Origin of the sequence: Enterobacter cloacae complex sp. 2015409 (assembly GCF_041365315.1) — a bacterium.
Lineage (GTDB): Bacteria > Pseudomonadota > Gammaproteobacteria > Enterobacterales > Enterobacteriaceae > Enterobacter > Enterobacter pseudoroggenkampii.
Genome location: NZ_JBFTVM010000001.1, coordinates 1,252,021 through 1,268,755 on the forward strand (window position 1 = coordinate 1,252,021; position 16,735 = coordinate 1,268,755).

At 56.6% G+C, this 16,735-nt stretch carries 17 protein-coding genes; 10 read left to right on the forward strand and 7 right to left on the reverse strand.

Going from position 1 to position 16,735, the window contains the following annotated elements:
- The first annotated feature begins 45 nt into the window (after positions 1 to 45).
- A complete protein-coding gene (gene pepT, locus ACDO57_RS05950; protein ID WP_290094936.1) occupies positions 46 to 1,275 on the forward strand; it encodes a peptidase T in 1,230 nt (409 codons plus the stop codon).
- Here pepT and tehB read toward each other — a convergent pair.
- Entirely contained in the window at positions 1,272 to 1,865 is a 594-nt protein-coding gene (gene tehB / locus ACDO57_RS05955) for a tellurite resistance methyltransferase TehB (protein WP_370883665.1), read from the reverse strand. The genes pepT and tehB overlap by 4 nt on opposite strands.
- A 134-nt stretch (positions 1,866 to 1,999) precedes the next feature.
- Here tehB and ydcK point away from each other — a divergent pair, with 134 nt between their 5' ends.
- The gene (gene ydcK / locus ACDO57_RS05960; protein ID WP_048991125.1) at positions 2,000 to 2,980 is read left to right on the forward strand and encodes a YdcK family protein; all 981 of its coding nucleotides are present in this window, start codon (positions 2,000 to 2,002) and stop codon (positions 2,978 to 2,980) included.
- On the opposite strand, the gene rimL is transcribed toward ydcK, so the two are convergent.
- The 4 genes from rimL to ACDO57_RS05980 all read right to left on the reverse strand — a co-directional run bounded on the left by rimL (position 2,975) and on the right by ACDO57_RS05980 (position 7,461).
- A complete protein-coding gene (gene rimL, locus ACDO57_RS05965; protein ID WP_370883666.1) occupies positions 2,975 to 3,514 on the reverse strand; it encodes a 50S ribosomal protein L7/L12-serine acetyltransferase in 540 nt (179 codons plus the stop codon). The two genes, ydcK and rimL, sit on opposite strands and share 6 nt — an antisense overlap.
- A gap of 95 nt (positions 3,515 to 3,609) precedes the next feature.
- Positions 3,610 to 5,265, reverse strand: coding sequence for a glucan biosynthesis protein D (locus tag ACDO57_RS05970; RefSeq protein WP_024908421.1), 1,656 nt, complete (start codon positions 5,263 to 5,265; stop codon positions 3,610 to 3,612).
- A gap of 242 nt (positions 5,266 to 5,507) precedes the next feature.
- The gene (locus ACDO57_RS05975) at positions 5,508 to 6,281 is read right to left on the reverse strand and encodes a transporter substrate-binding domain-containing protein (RefSeq protein WP_021242531.1); all 774 of its coding nucleotides are present in this window, start codon (positions 6,279 to 6,281) and stop codon (positions 5,508 to 5,510) included.
- A gap of 10 nt (positions 6,282 to 6,291) precedes the next feature.
- Positions 6,292 to 7,461, reverse strand: a complete 1,170-nt coding sequence (locus tag ACDO57_RS05980; RefSeq protein WP_370883667.1) for a pyridoxal phosphate-dependent aminotransferase — start codon at positions 7,459 to 7,461, stop codon at positions 6,292 to 6,294.
- A 114-nt stretch (positions 7,462 to 7,575) separates the two neighbouring features.
- Here ACDO57_RS05980 and ACDO57_RS05985 point away from each other — a divergent pair, with 114 nt between their 5' ends.
- Positions 7,576 to 8,418 carry a LysR family transcriptional regulator gene (locus ACDO57_RS05985; RefSeq protein ID WP_149366879.1) on the forward strand — a complete coding sequence of 281 codons (843 nt, stop codon included), beginning with the start codon at positions 7,576 to 7,578 and terminating at the stop codon, positions 8,416 to 8,418.
- Here ACDO57_RS05985 and ACDO57_RS05990 read toward each other — a convergent pair.
- Complete coding sequence (locus ACDO57_RS05990; RefSeq protein WP_370883668.1) at positions 8,405 to 9,910, reverse strand: carboxylesterase/lipase family protein; 1,506 nt, start codon at positions 9,908 to 9,910, stop codon at positions 8,405 to 8,407. The genes ACDO57_RS05985 and ACDO57_RS05990 overlap by 14 nt on opposite strands.
- A gap of 43 nt (positions 9,911 to 9,953) precedes the next feature.
- The gene (locus ACDO57_RS05995) at positions 9,954 to 11,297 is read right to left on the reverse strand and encodes a VOC family protein (protein WP_032647139.1); all 1,344 of its coding nucleotides are present in this window, start codon (positions 11,295 to 11,297) and stop codon (positions 9,954 to 9,956) included.
- Between the two features lie 529 nt (positions 11,298 to 11,826).
- On the opposite strand from ACDO57_RS05995, the gene ACDO57_RS06000 reads away from it, so the two are divergent.
- From ACDO57_RS06000 to cydB, 7 genes are all read left to right on the forward strand, one after another.
- Positions 11,827 to 12,012 (forward strand): general stress protein, encoded by a 186-nt coding sequence (locus tag ACDO57_RS06000; protein WP_004150795.1) that lies wholly within the window; start codon positions 11,827 to 11,829, stop codon positions 12,010 to 12,012.
- 94 nt (positions 12,013 to 12,106) lie between these two features.
- Positions 12,107 to 12,601 (forward strand): ferritin-like domain-containing protein, encoded by a 495-nt coding sequence (locus ACDO57_RS06005; protein WP_023311678.1) that lies wholly within the window; start codon positions 12,107 to 12,109, stop codon positions 12,599 to 12,601.
- Between the two features lie 23 nt (positions 12,602 to 12,624).
- The gene (locus tag ACDO57_RS06010) at positions 12,625 to 12,828 is read left to right on the forward strand and encodes a hypothetical protein (RefSeq protein WP_013096662.1); all 204 of its coding nucleotides are present in this window, start codon (positions 12,625 to 12,627) and stop codon (positions 12,826 to 12,828) included.
- Positions 12,829 to 12,852: 24 nt separating this feature from the next.
- Positions 12,853 to 13,359 (forward strand): ferritin-like domain-containing protein, encoded by a 507-nt coding sequence (locus tag ACDO57_RS06015; protein WP_370884115.1) that lies wholly within the window; start codon positions 12,853 to 12,855, stop codon positions 13,357 to 13,359.
- 17 nt (positions 13,360 to 13,376) lie between these two features.
- On the forward strand, positions 13,377 to 14,249 hold the full coding sequence (locus ACDO57_RS06020) for a manganese catalase family protein (protein ID WP_008502274.1): 873 nt from the start codon (positions 13,377 to 13,379) through the stop codon (positions 14,247 to 14,249).
- Positions 14,250 to 14,316: 67 nt separating this feature from the next.
- Entirely contained in the window at positions 14,317 to 15,720 is a 1,404-nt protein-coding gene (locus tag ACDO57_RS06025; RefSeq protein ID WP_370883669.1) for a cytochrome ubiquinol oxidase subunit I, read from the forward strand.
- Positions 15,720 to 16,730, forward strand: coding sequence for a cytochrome d ubiquinol oxidase subunit II (cydB, locus tag ACDO57_RS06030; protein ID WP_048991113.1), 1,011 nt, complete (start codon positions 15,720 to 15,722; stop codon positions 16,728 to 16,730). Before ACDO57_RS06025 ends, cydB begins: the two co-directional genes overlap by 1 nt.
- Positions 16,731 to 16,735 lie beyond the last annotated feature (5 nt).

Sequence of the window (16,735 nt, forward strand, 5' to 3'; positions counted from 1 at the left end):
AGTGATGTGGCAAACACCTGAAAAATAAATAAGGAATAAATCACTATGGGCTCGCCGCTTTCCAGACAATTAACGCACCGTTTTTTCCGCTATCTCGCTATCACCAGCCAGAGCGACCCTAAAGTCAAAACCCTGCCCTCAACGCCGGGCCAGCACGACATGGCGCGGGAGCTGGCGCAGGAGCTGGCACAGCTGGGGTTAGACGATATTGTGATTGATGAATTCGCCACGGTAACGGCGGTAAAAAAAGGCAACGTGCCCGGTGCGCCGCGCATCGGCTTTATTACCCATATTGATACCGTCGACGTGGGACTGTCACCGGATATTCATCCACAAATATTAACCTTTACCGGTGAAGATCTCTGTCTGAATAAAGAGAAAGACATCTGGCTGCGGGTTAAAGAGCATCCGGAAATTCTGGCTTATCCAAATGAGGAGATTATTTTCAGCGACGGTACCAGCGTATTGGGCGCGGACAATAAATCGGCGGTCACGGTGGTCATGACGGTGCTGGAAAACCTGTCGGCAGAACATCGGCATGGGGATATCGTCGTGGCGTTTGTGCCTGACGAAGAGATCGGCCTGAACGGTGCCAAGGCGCTGGATCTTACGCGCTTTGACGTCGACTTTGCCTGGACCATCGACTGCTGCGAGCTGGGGGAAATTGTCTACGAGAATTTTAACGCGGCGGCCGCGGAGATCCGTTTTACCGGCGTGACGGCGCACCCGATGTCCGCCAAAGGCGTGCTGGTGAATCCCCTGCTGATGGCGACTGACTACATCAACCATTTTGACCGCCAGCAAACGCCGGAGTGCACCGAGGGGCGTGAAGGCTATATCTGGTTTAACGGCATTCAGGCCGGACAGAACGAGGCCGTGCTTAAGGCCAATATCCGCGACTTTGACAAGGACAGCTTTGCCGCCCGCAAGCAGCAGATTGCCGACGTTGCCGCGCTGATTGCCGCCCAACATCCAACGGCCAGAGTGGACTATCGCATTGAAGATACCTACAGCAATATCAGCAATGCGATTGGCGAAGACCGGCGCGCCATCGATCTGATGTTCCAGGCGATGGAATCGCTCGGCATCACGCCGAAACCGACGCCGATGCGCGGCGGCACCGACGGCGCGGCGCTCTCGGCTAAAGGGCTACTCACCCCGAACTTCTTCACCGGGGCGCATAACTTCCACTCGAAGTTTGAATTCCTGCCGCTGTCGTCGTTCGAGGCGTCTTACAAGACTGCTCTCCAGCTCTGCCTGCTGGCCGCCCGTTAAGCGGGCTTGCGCGCCAGCATTGTGGCAAAGCGCAGCTTGATGCGGTTGCCGTTTTCATCGGTACGGTGCAGTTCGCCAACGTCTTCGTTGTATTTGAGCAACTTCCAGCCTTCGTAGTAGTTGCTCAGCTCACCGCTTTTAAACGCAAACGGGAAGCCGACGGTGCACGGGTAATCCGCCGTATCCATGGCGGCAACGATCAGGTTGTAACCGCCCGGCGTCGTGCAGCGCTGCATGTTGGCAATAAGGCCCGGGATGGTTTTTGACTCAAGGAACATCAGCACCACGGTGGAGAGAATAAAATCGTACTGGCCGTCAAAGCTCAGGTTGTTCAGATCCTTAATCGCGGTATGCAGATTAGCGATCCCTTCTTCCGCCTTGATGCGCTCGATAGTATCGATGCTCATCGGGTTTTTGTCCCATGCGGTCACGTCGTACCCGTTGGCCGCAAGGTACAGGCTGTTACGGCCGTTGCCGCAGCCCAGATCGAGCGTTTTACCGGGCTTCACAATCTCCGCGCTGTACAGCACCTCTGAATGGGTACGGGTTAAGCCATATTTCTCTGTGAAGTAATTCTCATCGACGGTCATTGTTTTTCCTGCGTTCGCATAAAGTTAAAGTGCATTTTACATGCCATTTTAAGGCGTTTACCGTCTGGTTGCCAGCCGTTCTAAAACCGAAAAATTTGCTACGTTTAGTGAAGACGCATACCAGAGATCAAACGATGAAAAAATACCGGCTCAGCGATGAAACCCGCCTCTGGCAATGGAAAAACGGCGAAACCACCCACTCTGCGACGTTGCGGCAGATCGTCGCGACGGCGGACTTTAACGACGTGACGGCCGGCACGAAAGGCGGCTGGATTGACGATGAGCACGCCCTCGCGCAGGACGGCGACTGCTGGATCTACGACGAAAACAGCGTGGTGTTCGCGGGTGCAACCGTGTCCGGCAACGCGCGCCTTACCCTTCCATGCATCATCAGCCATGACGCGCATATCGGCGACAGCTGCTGGCTGGACGGCGCGGAGGTCAGCCACGGGGCGCGTATAAGTGACAACGTCACCATTCAGCAGTCCTGCGTACGGGGAGAGTGTCATATCTACGGCGAAGCGCGCGTGCTGCATCACAGCGTGGTGATTGCTGCCAAAGGGTTAACGCCGGACCATGAACAGATCCTACAAATCTACGATAAGGCGACGGTCAGCCAGTCGCGGATTGTGCACCAGGCGCAAATCTACGGTGAGGCAATGGTTAATTTTGCCTTTGTTGAGCACCGGGCCGAAGTCTTCGACAACGCGATCCTGGAGGGTAACGATCTGAACAACGTCTGGGTGTGCGACTGCGCAAAGGTCTATGGTAACGCCCGCGTGATTGCCGGTTTTGACGACGATGCCATTCCGACGGTGCGCTACAGCTCGCAGATTGCGGAGAATGCCGTGGTGGAAGGAAACTGCATCATCAAGCACCACGTCCTGATTGGCGGTCAGGCCTGGCTGCGCGGCGGGCCGATCATGCTGGATGACAAAGTGGTGATCCAGGGACGCGCGCGCATCAGCGGCGATGTGCTCATCGAGCACCGGGTTGAAATCACCGATAACGCGGTCATTGAAGCGTTTGCCGGCGAGAGCATTCACCTGCGCGGCGAAAAAGTGATTAACGGCGACCAGCGCATCACCCGCACGCCGCTGCTGGGTGCGTTATAGGGTATAGATCCTGCCGTAGATATTCACATCGTCAAAGCGACCGTTCAGGTATTCCGCTTCCCGCAGGCACCCTTCCAGCGTAAAACCGTTGCGCACGGCAACGCTGTTACTGTGCTGATTCGCCACCCGACACTTGATCACAAAACGGCGGATCTCACCGCGTTCGACGTAGTAGCGCATAAAAGCCTGCAGAGACCGGGAGAGAATGCCCTGCCCCTGGTGGTCTTCATCCAGCCAGTAGCCGATGTAGCCGGCTTTGTTGGTCGGTTCAATCGTGTTGAACGACAGCACGCCAACCAGCGCGCCATCCTTGAAGATCATAAACATTTTGGCGTAGCCGCGCTGGTGCAGCATCTGATTACTCTGCACGTTACGGCGGGTATCCTCTTCGCTGCCCACGTGCTGCGCCCAGTCAAAGGCGGTTTGCAGAAAGGTTTTGTTTTTGACGACGAGATTGTGCAGGTCGGTGGCGTAATGTTCTTCGACGGAACGCAGTTCGATGTGTTGTGAAACGGGAATGATTTCTGAAGACATGGTGCCTCTCAATTGCCGGGTGGCGCTAGCGCTTACCCGGCCTACAGTATCGAAACACAGGCCGGGTAAGGCGAAGCCGCCACCCGGCACAAGGGTTAACGCATCACCCTATCATCAACATACTGACGTTTATCCGGCGCCGGTGGGAAATACTGGTACAGCCAGGTTTCGCTGATGGCGTCGCCCTGGCAGCGCAGGAACAGGCGCATATCCACCGGCTCCGTCGAATCCGACGTTGGGTACCAGTCAAACAGAATGCGGTAGCCGTCAAACGGCTCAACGTAGAGGATCTCCACCTGCTTCGCTTCACCGCTGGAGAGCGTGATCACCGGCTCGATGCCTTTTGGCGCAGCGGCCTTCAGGTCGCCGCCGACGAAGTCGATGGCAAAGCGACGGGCCCACACTTTCGGGTAGTTTTCGCCCGGTGCCCAGCCTTCCGGGAAGCCGCCCATGCCGGTACGGGTGGCATAGACGTTGGCCAGCGGGGAGCGCACCGGCGGCATCGCGCTCCAGTAAAGGCGATATTTGAAGTCCAGCTCATCGCCCGCTTTGACAGCTTTTTCCGGCTGCCAGAAGCAGACCACGTTATCCAGCGTTTCGCCGGTGGTCGGGATCTCCATCAGGCCAACCGCGCCTTTACCCCAGTCGTTACGCGGTTCAACCCACAGGCTCGGGCGTTTGTTATACCAGCCCATCACGTCCTGATAGTGCGAGAAATCGCGATCGAGCTGCAGCAGGCCGAACCCTTTCGGGTTTTTGTCCATATAGGCATTGAACTGCAGCTTCTGCGGGTTGTTCAGCGGACGACAGATCCACTCCCCGTTGCCGCGCCACATTGCCAGGCGGTCGGAGTCATGAATTTGCGGGTGAATGGTATCACACATGCGGCGTTCGTTATTGCCGCAGCTGAACATGCTGGTCATCGGTGCGATGCCGAGCTGCTTGATGTCCTTACGCGCATAGAGATGGTTTTCCACCTCCATGATCACCTGGCTCTTCTCGCAGTGGATCACGAATTTATAGGCACCCGTGACGCTCGGGCTGTCCAGCAGCGTATAGACGGTGAAGGTCGTGTCGCCGGGTTTGACGGTTTCAAACCAGAAGGAGGTAAAGTCCGGGAACTCTTCCGGCGTGTCGGTAAAGGTATCTACCGCCAGACCGCGGGCGGAAAGGCCGTACTGGTAGGTGTCATCCACTGCGCGGAAATAGCTCGCGCCCAGGAAAGAGACGATATCGCGACGCGCCAGCTCCGGCGCCTTAAACGCGCGGAAGCCCGCAAAGCCGAGATCGCTTTGCCCTTCCAGCTGTTTGGTATCCACACCCGTTTCGCCGTAGCTGAACAGCTCCGGACGGAAGTGGATCTCGCGCGCCATAGAGGTGGACTGGTCCAGCGAGAACATCCGCACGCGACGGCGGAACCCCATTCCCATATGGAAGAACTGCACGTCCAGCTGACGCCCTTCAATGTTGTTCCACAGTGACTGTTTTTCATCGTAGCGGATGGCGTTGTACGCCTGCGGCGTCATCGTCGCCAGCGTCTCCGGCAGCGGACGCGGTGCGCCACCCCACGGGGTTTTCGCCAGGTCATGCGCCATGGATTGCAGTACGGAGAAGTCAAAACGACGGCTCTGGCCGTCAGCAATGTCAGAGTCGGCAGCGTATGCCGCTTTGGAAAACAGGGAAGCAAGGCCGGATGTGCCGCTCAGGGCTGCCACTGCCAGCGAGCCTTTTAGAAAACGTCTGCGATTCATGCCTGGAAAAACGTCCTTATGGTCGTGTGAATGTATTCCGCGCTCGGCGAAATGACGGCAAGAAAGAACGCACAGCCTAAACAAAAATGGTTAAGAATCCAATTGTTGGCCGGTGATTATCTGAACAAAGTGAGAAATATTTTCTGTCGACCAGAACGGCCCGAAAGTGGTGTAAAGAAAGCCTGGAAAATGTGTATAAAAATGCCCCGGCGCGACATCGTTCGCCGGGGCCAATGAGGCGGTTATTTTACGCTGACATCGATACCCGGGAAGTACTTATCAGCGAGTTTAGCGATCGTGCCGTCGGCACGTACTTTATCAATTGCGGCATCAAGCTGCTTTTTGGTGGCCTCGTCACCCTTACGCAACCCAAAACCGATCCCACTGCCGAGGATAGTGTCGTCAGACACCGGCTTGCCGATGAAGCCAAACCCTTTCCCCTGCGGCTTGCTGAGGAAACCTGCCTGCCCGGCCGCGGACATGACCAGCGAGGCGTCGATACGGCCATTCAGCAGATCGCCCCAGGCCATATTCTGATCTTTATAAGACACCACGGTGACACCCTGCTTTTCCCAGTGCTCTTTGGCATAGGTTTCCTGAATGGAGCCCTGCAGCACGCCGATGGTTTTGCCCTTCAGCCCTTCAGGCGTCGCCTCAACTGCCGTACCGGCCTTGCCGACCAGCTGTGACGGAATACGGTAAATTGGCTGGGTAAAATCAATGCTCTTGCGGCGCTGCTCGGTAATGTTCATCGCCGAGTTGATGGCGTCGAATTTCTTCGCCACCAGCCCCGGGATCAGCGCATCAAACGAGGTTTCCACCCAGCTGCACTTCAGCGCTGCCGCTTTGCAGATGGCATTCCCCAGCTCAACGTCAAACCCTTCCAGCTCGCCTGCCGCATTGCGGCTTTCAAACGGCGGATACTCTGCTTCCAGACCGTAACGCAACTCGGACGCCGCGAAGGAGGAAAAGGTACACAGCAATCCCATGCCGACAACTAGCGCGCGTAATTTCATCTCAAACTCCTTAGCGTGGTTTAACCCGACACAGGGCCTGGGCACCTGCCCGTAACGTCGCCTCATCTTTCGCAAAAGAGAGACGAATCAATTTATTATCCGTACCGTCCGCATAAAACGCCGACAGCGGAATGGTAGCAACACCGTACTCGACGATCAGCCGTTTCACCAGCTCGCTGTCGCGCTCGTCGCTGAACTGGCTGTAGTCCGCCAGCATGAAGAACGATCCGGCGCTCGGCAGCAGCGTAAACGGCGAATCGGCCAGCAGGCTGTGCAGCAGATCGCGCTTGCGCTGGTAAAACGCCGACAGCGCAAGCCAGGTTTGCGGATCGACCATATGCTCAGCAAACGCGTGCTGCATTGGCGTATCGGCAGAAAACATTAAAAATTGATGGACTTTACAAATCTCGTCCATCAGTACCGCCGGGGCAACACAGTAACCCACGCGCCACCCGGTGACGTGATAGGTTTTTCCGAAAGAGGAAATAATCACGCTACGCTCCGCCAGCTGCGGGTGCGTGGCCATCCCGTGGTGCGGTTCACCATCAAAAACGACGTGTTCGTACACTTCGTCAGACAAAATAATGATGTCGGTATTGCGCGTCAGGGCCGCCAGCTGCTGCAGGTCACTGGCGGAGAAGACCTGACCGCTCGGGTTGTGCGGCGTATTGATGATAATCATGCGCGTGCGCGGGGTGATCGCGGCGCGAACCTCATCCCAGTTGACGGCAAAATCCGGCACGGTGAGCTTGATGGCAATCGGCGTTGCCCCCTGCAGACGGACAATCGGCGCGTAGCTGTCAAATGACGGTTCAAAGTAGATCACCTCATCACCCGGGTGCACCAGCCCGCTGATTGCCGAATAGAGCCCTTCGCTGGCGCTGGCGGTCACCAGCACCTCGCTGGCCGGGTCATATCGCGTGCCGTATAGGGTGGCAATTTTATCGGCAATACGCTCTTTGAGCGGCTGCAGACCGGTCATCGACGCATACTGGTTATGCCCCGCCTCCATTGCGCGGGTAACGCCCGCAACAAGCTTCGGGTCGCAGGAAAAATTCGGTGCGCCCTGAGAAAGGTTAATCGCGTTATGCTGCGCCGAGAGCTGGCCGATAACGGTAAAAATGGTGGTGCCCACATCGGGCAGTTTAGAGCGCGTTTGCACTGGCGTTCGTAAAGTCATCCTCTTTCCCTTCTCATGGACATTGCATAACTATTCAAACAACATCTCTGTTGTCGGGACAATCGAATTGTTGTCATAATAGCCATGAGAAAAATGCATAGCTGAGGTGTTTCCATGTCGCGCCGTTCGCTCCCGCTTAATGCCATCGACGCATTTTTAGTCACCGCGCGTCACCTGAATCTGACCCATGCTGCCGCAGAACTTTGCCTGACGCAGGGGGCCGTGAGCCGCAAGATAGCCTCCCTCGAAGCGTGGTTTGGCTTTCCGCTTTTTGAACGCCACGCACGCGGCCTGCGCCTCTCTTCGCAAGGCAGCGCCCTGCTCCCGGAACTGCAGTCTGCTTTCGAACAATTGCTGACCGTGGCCGACCAGGCCCGCAGCCAGCAGACCGTAATCCGGCTCAAGGCGCCCACCTGTGCCATGCGCTGGCTGGTGCCGCGCCTGCTGGAGGTGGAGCGTGAGCAGCCGGATCTGCAGATCGCCCTGACCACCACCACCGATCACAACGTCAATTTCAAAACCGAATCTTACGACGCGGCCATCGTGTTCGGCACGCACATGAGCGCAGGCGATCTGCTGTTCGAAGAGGCGCTCACCCCGGTGATAAGCCCGGTGCGGGCGGGTGCAACGCTGGGATCGCTGACGTTCCTGCACCCCACAAGGGATAAGACAGACTGGTCGCTGTGGCTGACGAAACAGGAAGGTCCGGGCTTTGCCATGCACAAAAATCAACACTTCGACACGATGGATCTCGCCATCACGGCCGCCATTCAGGGGCTGGGCGTGGCCATTGCCGACGAAACGCTGGTGGCCGAAGATGTCCGCGCGGGAAGACTGATGCGGCCTTATGAAACCAGCATAAAAACCGGCGCGAGCTACCGGCTGGTGCTGCGCGAAACGCCAGGGGAGGAAAATGGACTGGCGGCGTTTCGCGCCTGTTTGCTTAATCGAGGCTGACGTGGTGCTTCATCACCCGTTTGAAGAGGCTCATGCGGGCGCGCATAAAGCGGTTTTCAAGCCGGAAACCTGCATGTTTATTCACGCCAATGCGTAACAAAACATCCCGCCCTTTACGGCATGCGGGCCAGTGCGTCGGCCCTGGCAGGATCTCACGAGGCCCTGCGTCTCGCGCAAAGCTCACCCAGTAATCGGCCACGTGGGCAGCAAACTGTAAATCCCGTTCGTTGACATACTGGCGTGAAGGCTCCACCTGGCCGAGGGTATCGAAGACATAGGGCACTTCATTGCCGTGCCAGGCGCCGTTGATATAGGTGGCATGTTCCGCTTCCGCGACATAGTCAAACCAGTATCGCCAGCACAGTCCGCCGACGCGCTGCTGCGCCTGCATCACGACGTAGCCCATCGTGGTGAACGCCATGTCGCGGCACACCTGCCTGCCCAACTCCTCATCGCCTTTGACGCCCGGATAGAGCAGCTTAATCAGCCCCAGCCCGAAGCGTCGCTCCCGGCGGAGCTTCTGGATTTGCCCGGCGAGATCGATGCCAAACACCGCCATCACGCTGGCTTCATCGCTGTTGGAGCCAATCATCACCGGCACGGGATGCTGACGGGCGGCAAAAAAGACGTCCAGCATCGCTTCGGGCAGAACGCAGTCCCCGACGATGGGCGCCGGGGCGACGTTCAGCGGTGCGGTGAGCGGCCAGAACGCCTCCGGCGGAATGGCGCGCAGTTGATCGGCGGTCGCCTTTTCCAGCCCAAAATGGTTGGCCAGCGCCTCCCCTTTTTGCAGCGCCTGCTCGCGCGGCGTGTCCGGCAAGGTGTACCCGCTTTGCACAATCGCCTTGTGGAATAATCCTGCTGCCAGCGGCGATGCCAGCAGAGAGAGCACGCTGCGCGCGCCGGCGGATTCGCCAAACAGGGTCACATTGTCTGGGTCGCCTCCAAACCCGGCGATGCTCTCCCGCACCCATTCGAGGGCGGCGATTTGATCCAGCAGGGCAAAATTATGCACCACGCGCCCTTCCTCGCCTTCCAGCGCGGGATGGGCGAAAAAGCCGAGATGACCGAGACGGTAGTTGATCGTCACGACAACCACGCCGCGCGTGGCCAGCGCTTTGCCGTTATACGGCGGCAGGCCTCCGGCACCAATCGTAAACCCGCCCCCGTGCAGCCAGACCATAACCGGAAGCGCCCCGGTGCGTTCTTTGGGGGACCAGACGTTAAGGTAGAGACAATCTTCGGAAAACTGGCCCGGATCGCCGCCGCCTAACTCCTGACAATACTCGCTGCTTTGCCAGCTTGAGGGCGAGAAAGCCGTAGCCTCGCGCAGGCCATCCCAGCGTTCAGGGGGCCGAGGTGAGCGCCAGCGCCACTCCCCCACGGGCGGTGCGGCGTAAGGAATACCGCACCAGACGTGGACATTTTCATCGGTTAAACCAGAGAGTGCGCCCTGGCGCGTTTCAACCACAGGGGCGGAAGGATTTTGCATAACGACCTTATTTTTTCCATCACACCCCAGCAGAGTAACGATTTCAGAGCAAACCGCAACGCTGTTTGCTGCGGGTTTCAGCCTCCTGATAGAGCGCAAACTCGTCATACACCGGACAGCCCAGCGCGTCTTCAAACGCATCGCGGCTGGCGTTACCGTGGCTGCGGGCCTGGGTTTCATTCCCGAGATTGGACTGGAAAATCCCCGCAGCGCTGACCGGGAGGAAATCTTCGTAGGTGATCGGCTGGGCAACCACCCATCCGCGCTCAATCAGCGGCTGCGGATCGTCTCCCGGCCGGAACGCGTGGCGATGCGCTTCACCCGCAGGCGTCAGACGGTAGCGGAAATACGCCAGCTCCTGACGGCGCATTAACAGCTCGCTGTCCGGGAAAGCGCCAAAGATCTCCCGCAAATGCAGCTGGTGCGTGAGGTTATCTTTGCCGGTACCGGCCTGGGCGAGAAGGCTATCGTACAGTTCCCGGCCTTTCGGCGTCAGCGCCACGCCGCGCTGCTCAATCTCACCGAAGCGCGCGGTGTGGGTGCCCTTATGTTCCCCGGCAAACAGCACCGGCTCTTCCAGTGCCTTAAAGCTGGTTTGACGCAGTAAGACGGGCACCTCGCGACGCGGCGGGCCTTCAATCAGAATTTTTGGCTCGATACCGTACTTCGGCATCAGCTCCTGCACCCGGTCAATATCCAGCGTGCGCGGCGTGAGGTGGTTAATATGGCAGCCCGGGAAGCAGACCACGTCGGCAATCAGGCGATGCTCGTTGCTCAGGGCCAGATAGGTCTCCTGATCGACCGTCGCATGGCGGTGCCAGCGGAAGGTTTCCAACGCTTCCTGTACAAACTCGTGGGCCTGTGCGTCAGTAAAGTGCCCTTCCGACTCGTGGAGGTCGATCAGTTCCAGACAGCGGGGGGTAAAGATGTTCCGGTGAGAGAGGATCTCTGCGGCACGTTCGCGCAGCGCGACGTTTTCAATCAGCTCAAGGCGCAGCAGCGAGGTAAAGATACGAAACGGATTTCGACACAGCGCCGCATCATCGATCGGGCGAAACGCCGTTGAGTGGACCGGTACCCCCGCCTGAGAGAGATCGTAATAGCTGACCGGGTACATCCCCATAATGGCAAACATACGACGCAGGGTTGAAAGTTCCTGTGCCGTGCCGACGCGAATCGCCCCGTGACGCTCAACGTTCAGGCGCGCAAGCTCATCGGCGTTAGCGAGTTGTTCATGTAATAGTGGATTATTTTCCAGAACCGCCAGGTTTACGTCTGCAACCAGTTCGAGCAAAGTGCCGTACTGCGGAACTTCCTGCTGGTACATCGCCGACATAGCCTGCGAAAAGTGTTCCCGAATGTCATCAGCCGTGATGGTGTTCGCCATGATGTCATGCCTCCAGTGAATATTACCTGGAGTGTAGAGAAACCCGTTCCTTCCGGGGGGAAGAATTTCTGATTTGTGATCTTAAGACGACAGTGGTCAAACCGTGTGCTACTGGCCCCCGAACGGATCCGAACGGAACCGCCCTTTCGACCTGAACGCTTTTATCCAGGATTTTCCTTATAATTATTTAGGGTTCCGCTTTCTAGCTATAAAGGAGTATTTTTTCTTTTTCTCCTGACTGCAAATTAATCAATTTGAGTACGCCATTATTTTTATCCTCACCTTTCAAATTTTTAGCTCGAAGTTAGGATTAATCCGAATGGTTGTTTACAAGTCCTTCCTGCCTATCCATATTTCCATTTTAAGCGAAGCGCAAATTTACAAATACTTAAAAATAACGCAACCGCAAATAGCAAAACGCATTTGACGGATGACGCACAGCGACTAGAGTTATTACTCGAACGACGAGTGATACGGAAATATTTTCGTATCGTACTGACATAACCAATATATGACTATGAGGTTTAATATGGCAGAGCATCGTGGTGGTTCCGGTAATTTCGCTGAAGACCGTGAAAAAGCATCAGAAGCTGGACGTAAAGGTGGCCAGCACAGCGGTGGTAATTTTAAAAACGATCCGCAACGCGCATCTGAAGCGGGTAAGAAAGGGGGACAGAACAGTCACGGCGGAGGCCGTAAATCTGATAACTCCTGATCTTATTTAAAACTCTTTTAATAAAACCAGAGAGCATGCTGCGGGCTGAAAAGCTCGCAGTACCCTTTCATTATTTTACCGGAGCGTAATTATTATGAATATGAAAAGTGTTGAGGATGTATTTATTCATCTTCTGTCGGATACCTACAGCGCAGAAAAGCAGCTTACCCGCGCGCTGAGCAAGCTCGCCCGCGCCGCGTCCAGCGAGAAGCTGAGCGCCGCTTTTACCGCACACCTTGAGGAAACGCAGGGTCAGATTGAACGTATTGACCAGATCGTCGAGCAGGAAGACGGTATTAAGATCAAACGCATGAAGTGCGTGGCGATGGAAGGCTTAATTGAAGAAGCCAACGAAGTCATCGAAAGCACGGAAAAAAATGAGGTGCGTGATGCCGCGTTAATTGCTGCTGCACAAAAAGTTGAGCATTACGAAATAGCCAGCTACGGTACCCTTGCCACATTAGCAGAACAACTGGGCTATAAAAAAGCCGTTAAACTTCTTGCCGAAACCCTGGAAGAAGAAAAAGAGACCGACCTTAAACTCACCGACCTGGCCGTTGGAAATATTAACCAAAAAGCGCAGAAATGACGCAATAATACAGGTTAAATAAAATGAGCATCAGTCCCAGGACAATTAAACGGTGCCATTTAACGGCAGCCATAATATGGTTCATTCTCGCCATCCCTTCTGTAATATGGTGGAAGAACAGCGTGCTGTGGGTCATTATCATCAGTATTTACGCCAATATTGTCGGCCATTTATCTGGCTACAGTGCCGCGCGTGCCGATCAGGCTGCTGAAAGTGAGACCAAATAAGCGAACCCTAATGAGGATACAATGATGAATCACGTAGAACACTACCATGACTGGCTACGCGATGCCCATGCGATGGAAAAGCAAGCCGAATCTATGCTGGAATCCATGGCCAGCCGTATCGATAATTATCCTGATGTTCGCGCCAGAATTGAACAGCATATTAATGAGACAAAACGGCAAATCACATTGCTGGAGGAAATCCTCGACCGTAATGATATTTCTCGTTCGGTCTTAAAAGACTCGATGAGCAAAATGGCGGCTCTGGGGCAATCTATCGGCGGGATGTTCCCTTCAGACGAAATCGTGAAGGGCTCGATCAGCGGCTATGTTTTCGAACAGTTTGAAATCGCCTGCTATACCTCCCTGCTGGCAGCGGCCAAAAAAGCCGGGGACACTGCTTCGATACCCGCTATTGAGACGATCCTCGCAGAAGAACGTGCAATGGCCGACTGGCTGATTCGCCATATCCCGCAAACGACGGAACAGTTCCTGCTGCGTTCAGACGCATCGGGTGTCGAAGCGAAAAAATAATCCACAGGAGAGTGCCTATGTTTCGACACGTCAAACAGCTGCAATATACGGTTCGCGTCGCCGAACCTAACCCCGGCCTTGCCAACCTTTTACTGGAACAGTTTGGCGGGCCGCAGGGCGAACTGGCCGCCGCCTGCCGCTACTTTACACAAGGGTTGAGCGATGACGATCCGGGCCGCAAGGACATGCTGATGGATATCGCTACCGAGGAGTTAAGCCACCTCGAAATCATCGGTACCCTGGTCGGCATGCTGAATAAAGGTGCCAAAGGCGCGCTGGCGGAAGGGGTCGAAAATGAGGCTGAACTGTATCGCTCCATGACCGAAAACGGGAATGACAGCCACATCACCTCCCTGCTCTATGGCGGCGGTACCCCGCTCACTAACTCTGCGGGCGTACCCTGGACCGCGGCCTACGTCGATACCATCGGGGAGCCGACGGCGGACCTGCGCTCAAACGTGGCAGCGGAAGCCAGAGCGAAAATCATCTATGAACGGCTGATCAACGTGACCGACGATCCCGGCGTAAAGGACGCGCTGGCGTTTCTAATGACGCGTGAGGCGGCGCATCAGCTCTCCTTTGAGAAGGCGCTGCAGTCCATCCGTAATAACTTCCCGCCGGGGAAACTGCCGCCAATCGAGGAATTCACCAACAAGTACTACAATATGTCAGAAGGTGGAGAGGTTCGCGGAAGCTGGAACAGCGATAAACACTTCGATTACGTTGAGTCCCCCCAGCCTGCGGTGGATGGCGGCGATGGCAGTGCCAGCGTCACGCTCACAACCGAGCAGGCAACCCTGGTCAAGGCGATGTCTGCCCGCACGAAATCCGATCCACATTCCGACCCGCTGACCGGTGCCGAGCTGGGTGCCGGTAAGACTAAACCGTAATCGGTTTGCCGGGCAGCCCTGAACTGCCCGGCAATTCGCGTGCCCCATCGTCTCAGAGGTACGGACCATGTTCGAACTCGATGCGTTTCATCTGGCCAGAATTCAGTTCGCTTTTACCGTCTCGTTCCACATCCTGTTTCCCGCGATCACCATCGGTCTCGCCAGCTATCTGGTGGTGCTGGAGGGCATGTGGCTGCGCACCAAAAACGACGTCTGGCGTTCGCTATACCATTTCTGGCTTAAGATATTTGCCGTTAACTTCGGCATGGGCGTCGTTTCCGGGCTGGTGATGGCGTACCAGTTTGGCACCAACTGGAGCGGGTTCTCGCAGTTCGCGGGCAGTATTACCGGCCCACTCCTGACCTATGAGGTCTTAACCGCCTTCTTCCTGGAGGCCGGATTCCTTGGCGTCATGATGTTCGGCTGGAACAAAGTCGGCCCGGGGCTGCACTTCTTTTCGACCTGCATGGTGGCGCTCGGCACGCTGATGTCGACCTTCTGGATACTCGCCTCTAACAGCTGGATGCACACGCCGCAGGGTTTTACTATCGAGAACGGCCAGGTGATCCCGCAGGACTGGCTGGCCATCGTCTTTAACCCCTCCTTCCCTTACCGTCTTATCCATATGGCTATCGCCGCGTTTCTGAGCAGCGCGCTGTTTGTCGGGGCATCGGGGGCATGGCATCTGCTGCGCGGTAACGATACGCCCGCCGTTCGCACCATGTTTTCGATGGCGATGTGGATGGCGCTGCTGGTCGCGCCCATTCAGGCGGTAGTGGGCGATATGCACGGCCTTAACACGCTTGAACATCAGCCGGCAAAAATTGCCGCGATTGAGGGTCACTGGGAAAATCCCCCCGGTGAAGCCACCCCGCTGCTGCTGTTTGGTCTGCCGGATATGGAGGAAGAGCGCACCAAATACGGCCTGGAAATCCCCGCGCTCGGCAGCCTGATCCTGACGCACAGTCTGGACAAGCAGGTCCCGGCGCTGAAAGACTTTCCGAAAGAGGATCGGCCAAATTCAACCATCGTTTTCTGGTCATTCCGCGTGATGGTCGGAATGGGGCTGCTGATGATAACTCTCGGCCTGTTTAGCGTCTGGCTACGCTATCGTCATCGGCTATACCATTCGCGCCCGTTCCACTGGTTTGCCCTCTGCATGGGGCCTGCCGGGCTGCTGGCGCTGCTCGCCGGCTGGGTGACCACCGAAGTGGGCCGACAGCCGTGGGTGGTCTATGGTTATCTGCGCACCATCGACGCGGTATCGCTGCACAGCACCCTACAGATGAGCATCAGCCTGCTGGCGTTCTTTGTTGTCTATTCTTCCGTGTTTGGCGTGGGCTATGTTTACCTCATCAGGCTGATTAAGAAAGGTCCACAGCCTGTCGATACGCTGACGTCAAACACCTCGGGCACGCCTGCCCGTCCGCTGTCTGCCGCTGAGTCTGTTCCGGAAGAGGAGAGAATCTGATGGGCGTCGATATCTCTGTTATCTGGTTTGCCATCATCGTCTTTGCCACGCTGATGTACATCATCATGGATGGCTTTGATTTGGGCATCGGTCTGCTGTTTAACTTCGTGGGCGATGCGAAAGAGCGCGATGTGATGGTCAACAGCGTCGCGCCCGTCTGGGACGGCAACGAGACCTGGCTGGTACTCGGCGGCGCGGGGCTGTTCGGCGCGTTTCCGCTGGCCTATGCGGTCATTATTGATGCGCTGACGATCCCCCTCACCGCGATGCTGATCGGTCTCATCTTTCGCGGCGTCGCCTTCGAGTTCCGCTTCAAAGCCACGCCGTCGCACCGCAAATTCTGGGACTACTCCTTTGCCGGCGGCTCCCTGCTTGCCACCTTCAGCCAGGGCGTGGTGGTGGGGGCCGTGATCAACGGCTTTGACGTGGAGGGCCGACGTTTTGTCGGCTCTGCGCTGGACTGGCTCACCCCCTTCAACCTCTTCTGCGGCATCGGACTGGTCGTCGCCTACACGCTGCTGGGCACCACCTGGCTCATTATGAAAAGCGAAGGCGCGCTGCAGGTCCGCATGCGCGAGCTGACCCGCCACGTGCTGCTGGCCCTGATGGTGGTTATCGCGGTAGTCAGCATCTGGACGCCGCTCGGCTGGCAGTACGTGGCCGACCGCTGGTTTACCTTGCCTAACTTCTTCTGGTTCCTGCCGGTTCCTCTGCTGGTCGGGCTTTTCAGCGTGCTGATCTGGCGCCTGACCCGCAATCCGGACAGCCACTCTCGCCCTTTCCTGCTGACGCTGGGGCTTATTTTCCTCGGGTTTAGCGGGCTGGGCATCAGCCTCTGGCCGAACATTATTCCGCCGCGCATCACCCTGTGGGAAGCCGCGGCCCCGCCTGCCAGCCAGCTGTTTATGCTGGTAGGAACATTACTGATTATTCCGGTGATCCTGGTGTACACCGCCTGGAGCTACTACGTCTTTCGGGGAAAAGTTTCGGATACTGAAGGCTATCACTGAGGAAC

What these genes read in the sequence shown, in the direction of transcription:
- pepT (WP_290094936.1), top strand. Translation starts at nt 46, where the DNA reads ATGGGCTCGCCGCTTTCCAGACAATTAACGCACCGTTTTTTCCGCTAT.
- tehB (WP_370883665.1), bottom strand. Translation starts at nt 1,865, where the DNA reads ATGACCGTCGATGAGAATTACTTCACAGAGAAATATGGCTTAACCCGT.
- ydcK (WP_048991125.1), top strand. Translation starts at nt 2,000, where the DNA reads ATGAAAAAATACCGGCTCAGCGATGAAACCCGCCTCTGGCAATGGAAA.
- rimL (WP_370883666.1), bottom strand. Translation starts at nt 3,514, where the DNA reads ATGTCTTCAGAAATCATTCCCGTTTCACAACACATCGAACTGCGTTCC.
- ACDO57_RS05970 (WP_024908421.1), bottom strand. Translation starts at nt 5,265, where the DNA reads ATGAATCGCAGACGTTTTCTAAAAGGCTCGCTGGCAGTGGCAGCCCTG.
- ACDO57_RS05975 (WP_021242531.1), bottom strand. Translation starts at nt 6,281, where the DNA reads ATGAAATTACGCGCGCTAGTTGTCGGCATGGGATTGCTGTGTACCTTT.
- ACDO57_RS05980 (WP_370883667.1), bottom strand. Translation starts at nt 7,461, where the DNA reads ATGACTTTACGAACGCCAGTGCAAACGCGCTCTAAACTGCCCGATGTG.
- ACDO57_RS05985 (WP_149366879.1), top strand. Translation starts at nt 7,576, where the DNA reads ATGTCGCGCCGTTCGCTCCCGCTTAATGCCATCGACGCATTTTTAGTC.
- ACDO57_RS05990 (WP_370883668.1), bottom strand. Translation starts at nt 9,910, where the DNA reads ATGCAAAATCCTTCCGCCCCTGTGGTTGAAACGCGCCAGGGCGCACTC.
- ACDO57_RS05995 (WP_032647139.1), bottom strand. Translation starts at nt 11,297, where the DNA reads ATGGCGAACACCATCACGGCTGATGACATTCGGGAACACTTTTCGCAG.
- ACDO57_RS06000 (WP_004150795.1), top strand. Translation starts at nt 11,827, where the DNA reads ATGGCAGAGCATCGTGGTGGTTCCGGTAATTTCGCTGAAGACCGTGAA.
- ACDO57_RS06005 (WP_023311678.1), top strand. Translation starts at nt 12,107, where the DNA reads ATGAATATGAAAAGTGTTGAGGATGTATTTATTCATCTTCTGTCGGAT.
- ACDO57_RS06010 (WP_013096662.1), top strand. Translation starts at nt 12,625, where the DNA reads ATGAGCATCAGTCCCAGGACAATTAAACGGTGCCATTTAACGGCAGCC.
- ACDO57_RS06015 (WP_370884115.1), top strand. Translation starts at nt 12,853, where the DNA reads ATGAATCACGTAGAACACTACCATGACTGGCTACGCGATGCCCATGCG.
- ACDO57_RS06020 (WP_008502274.1), top strand. Translation starts at nt 13,377, where the DNA reads ATGTTTCGACACGTCAAACAGCTGCAATATACGGTTCGCGTCGCCGAA.
- ACDO57_RS06025 (WP_370883669.1), top strand. Translation starts at nt 14,317, where the DNA reads ATGTTCGAACTCGATGCGTTTCATCTGGCCAGAATTCAGTTCGCTTTT.
- cydB (WP_048991113.1), top strand. Translation starts at nt 15,720, where the DNA reads ATGGGCGTCGATATCTCTGTTATCTGGTTTGCCATCATCGTCTTTGCC.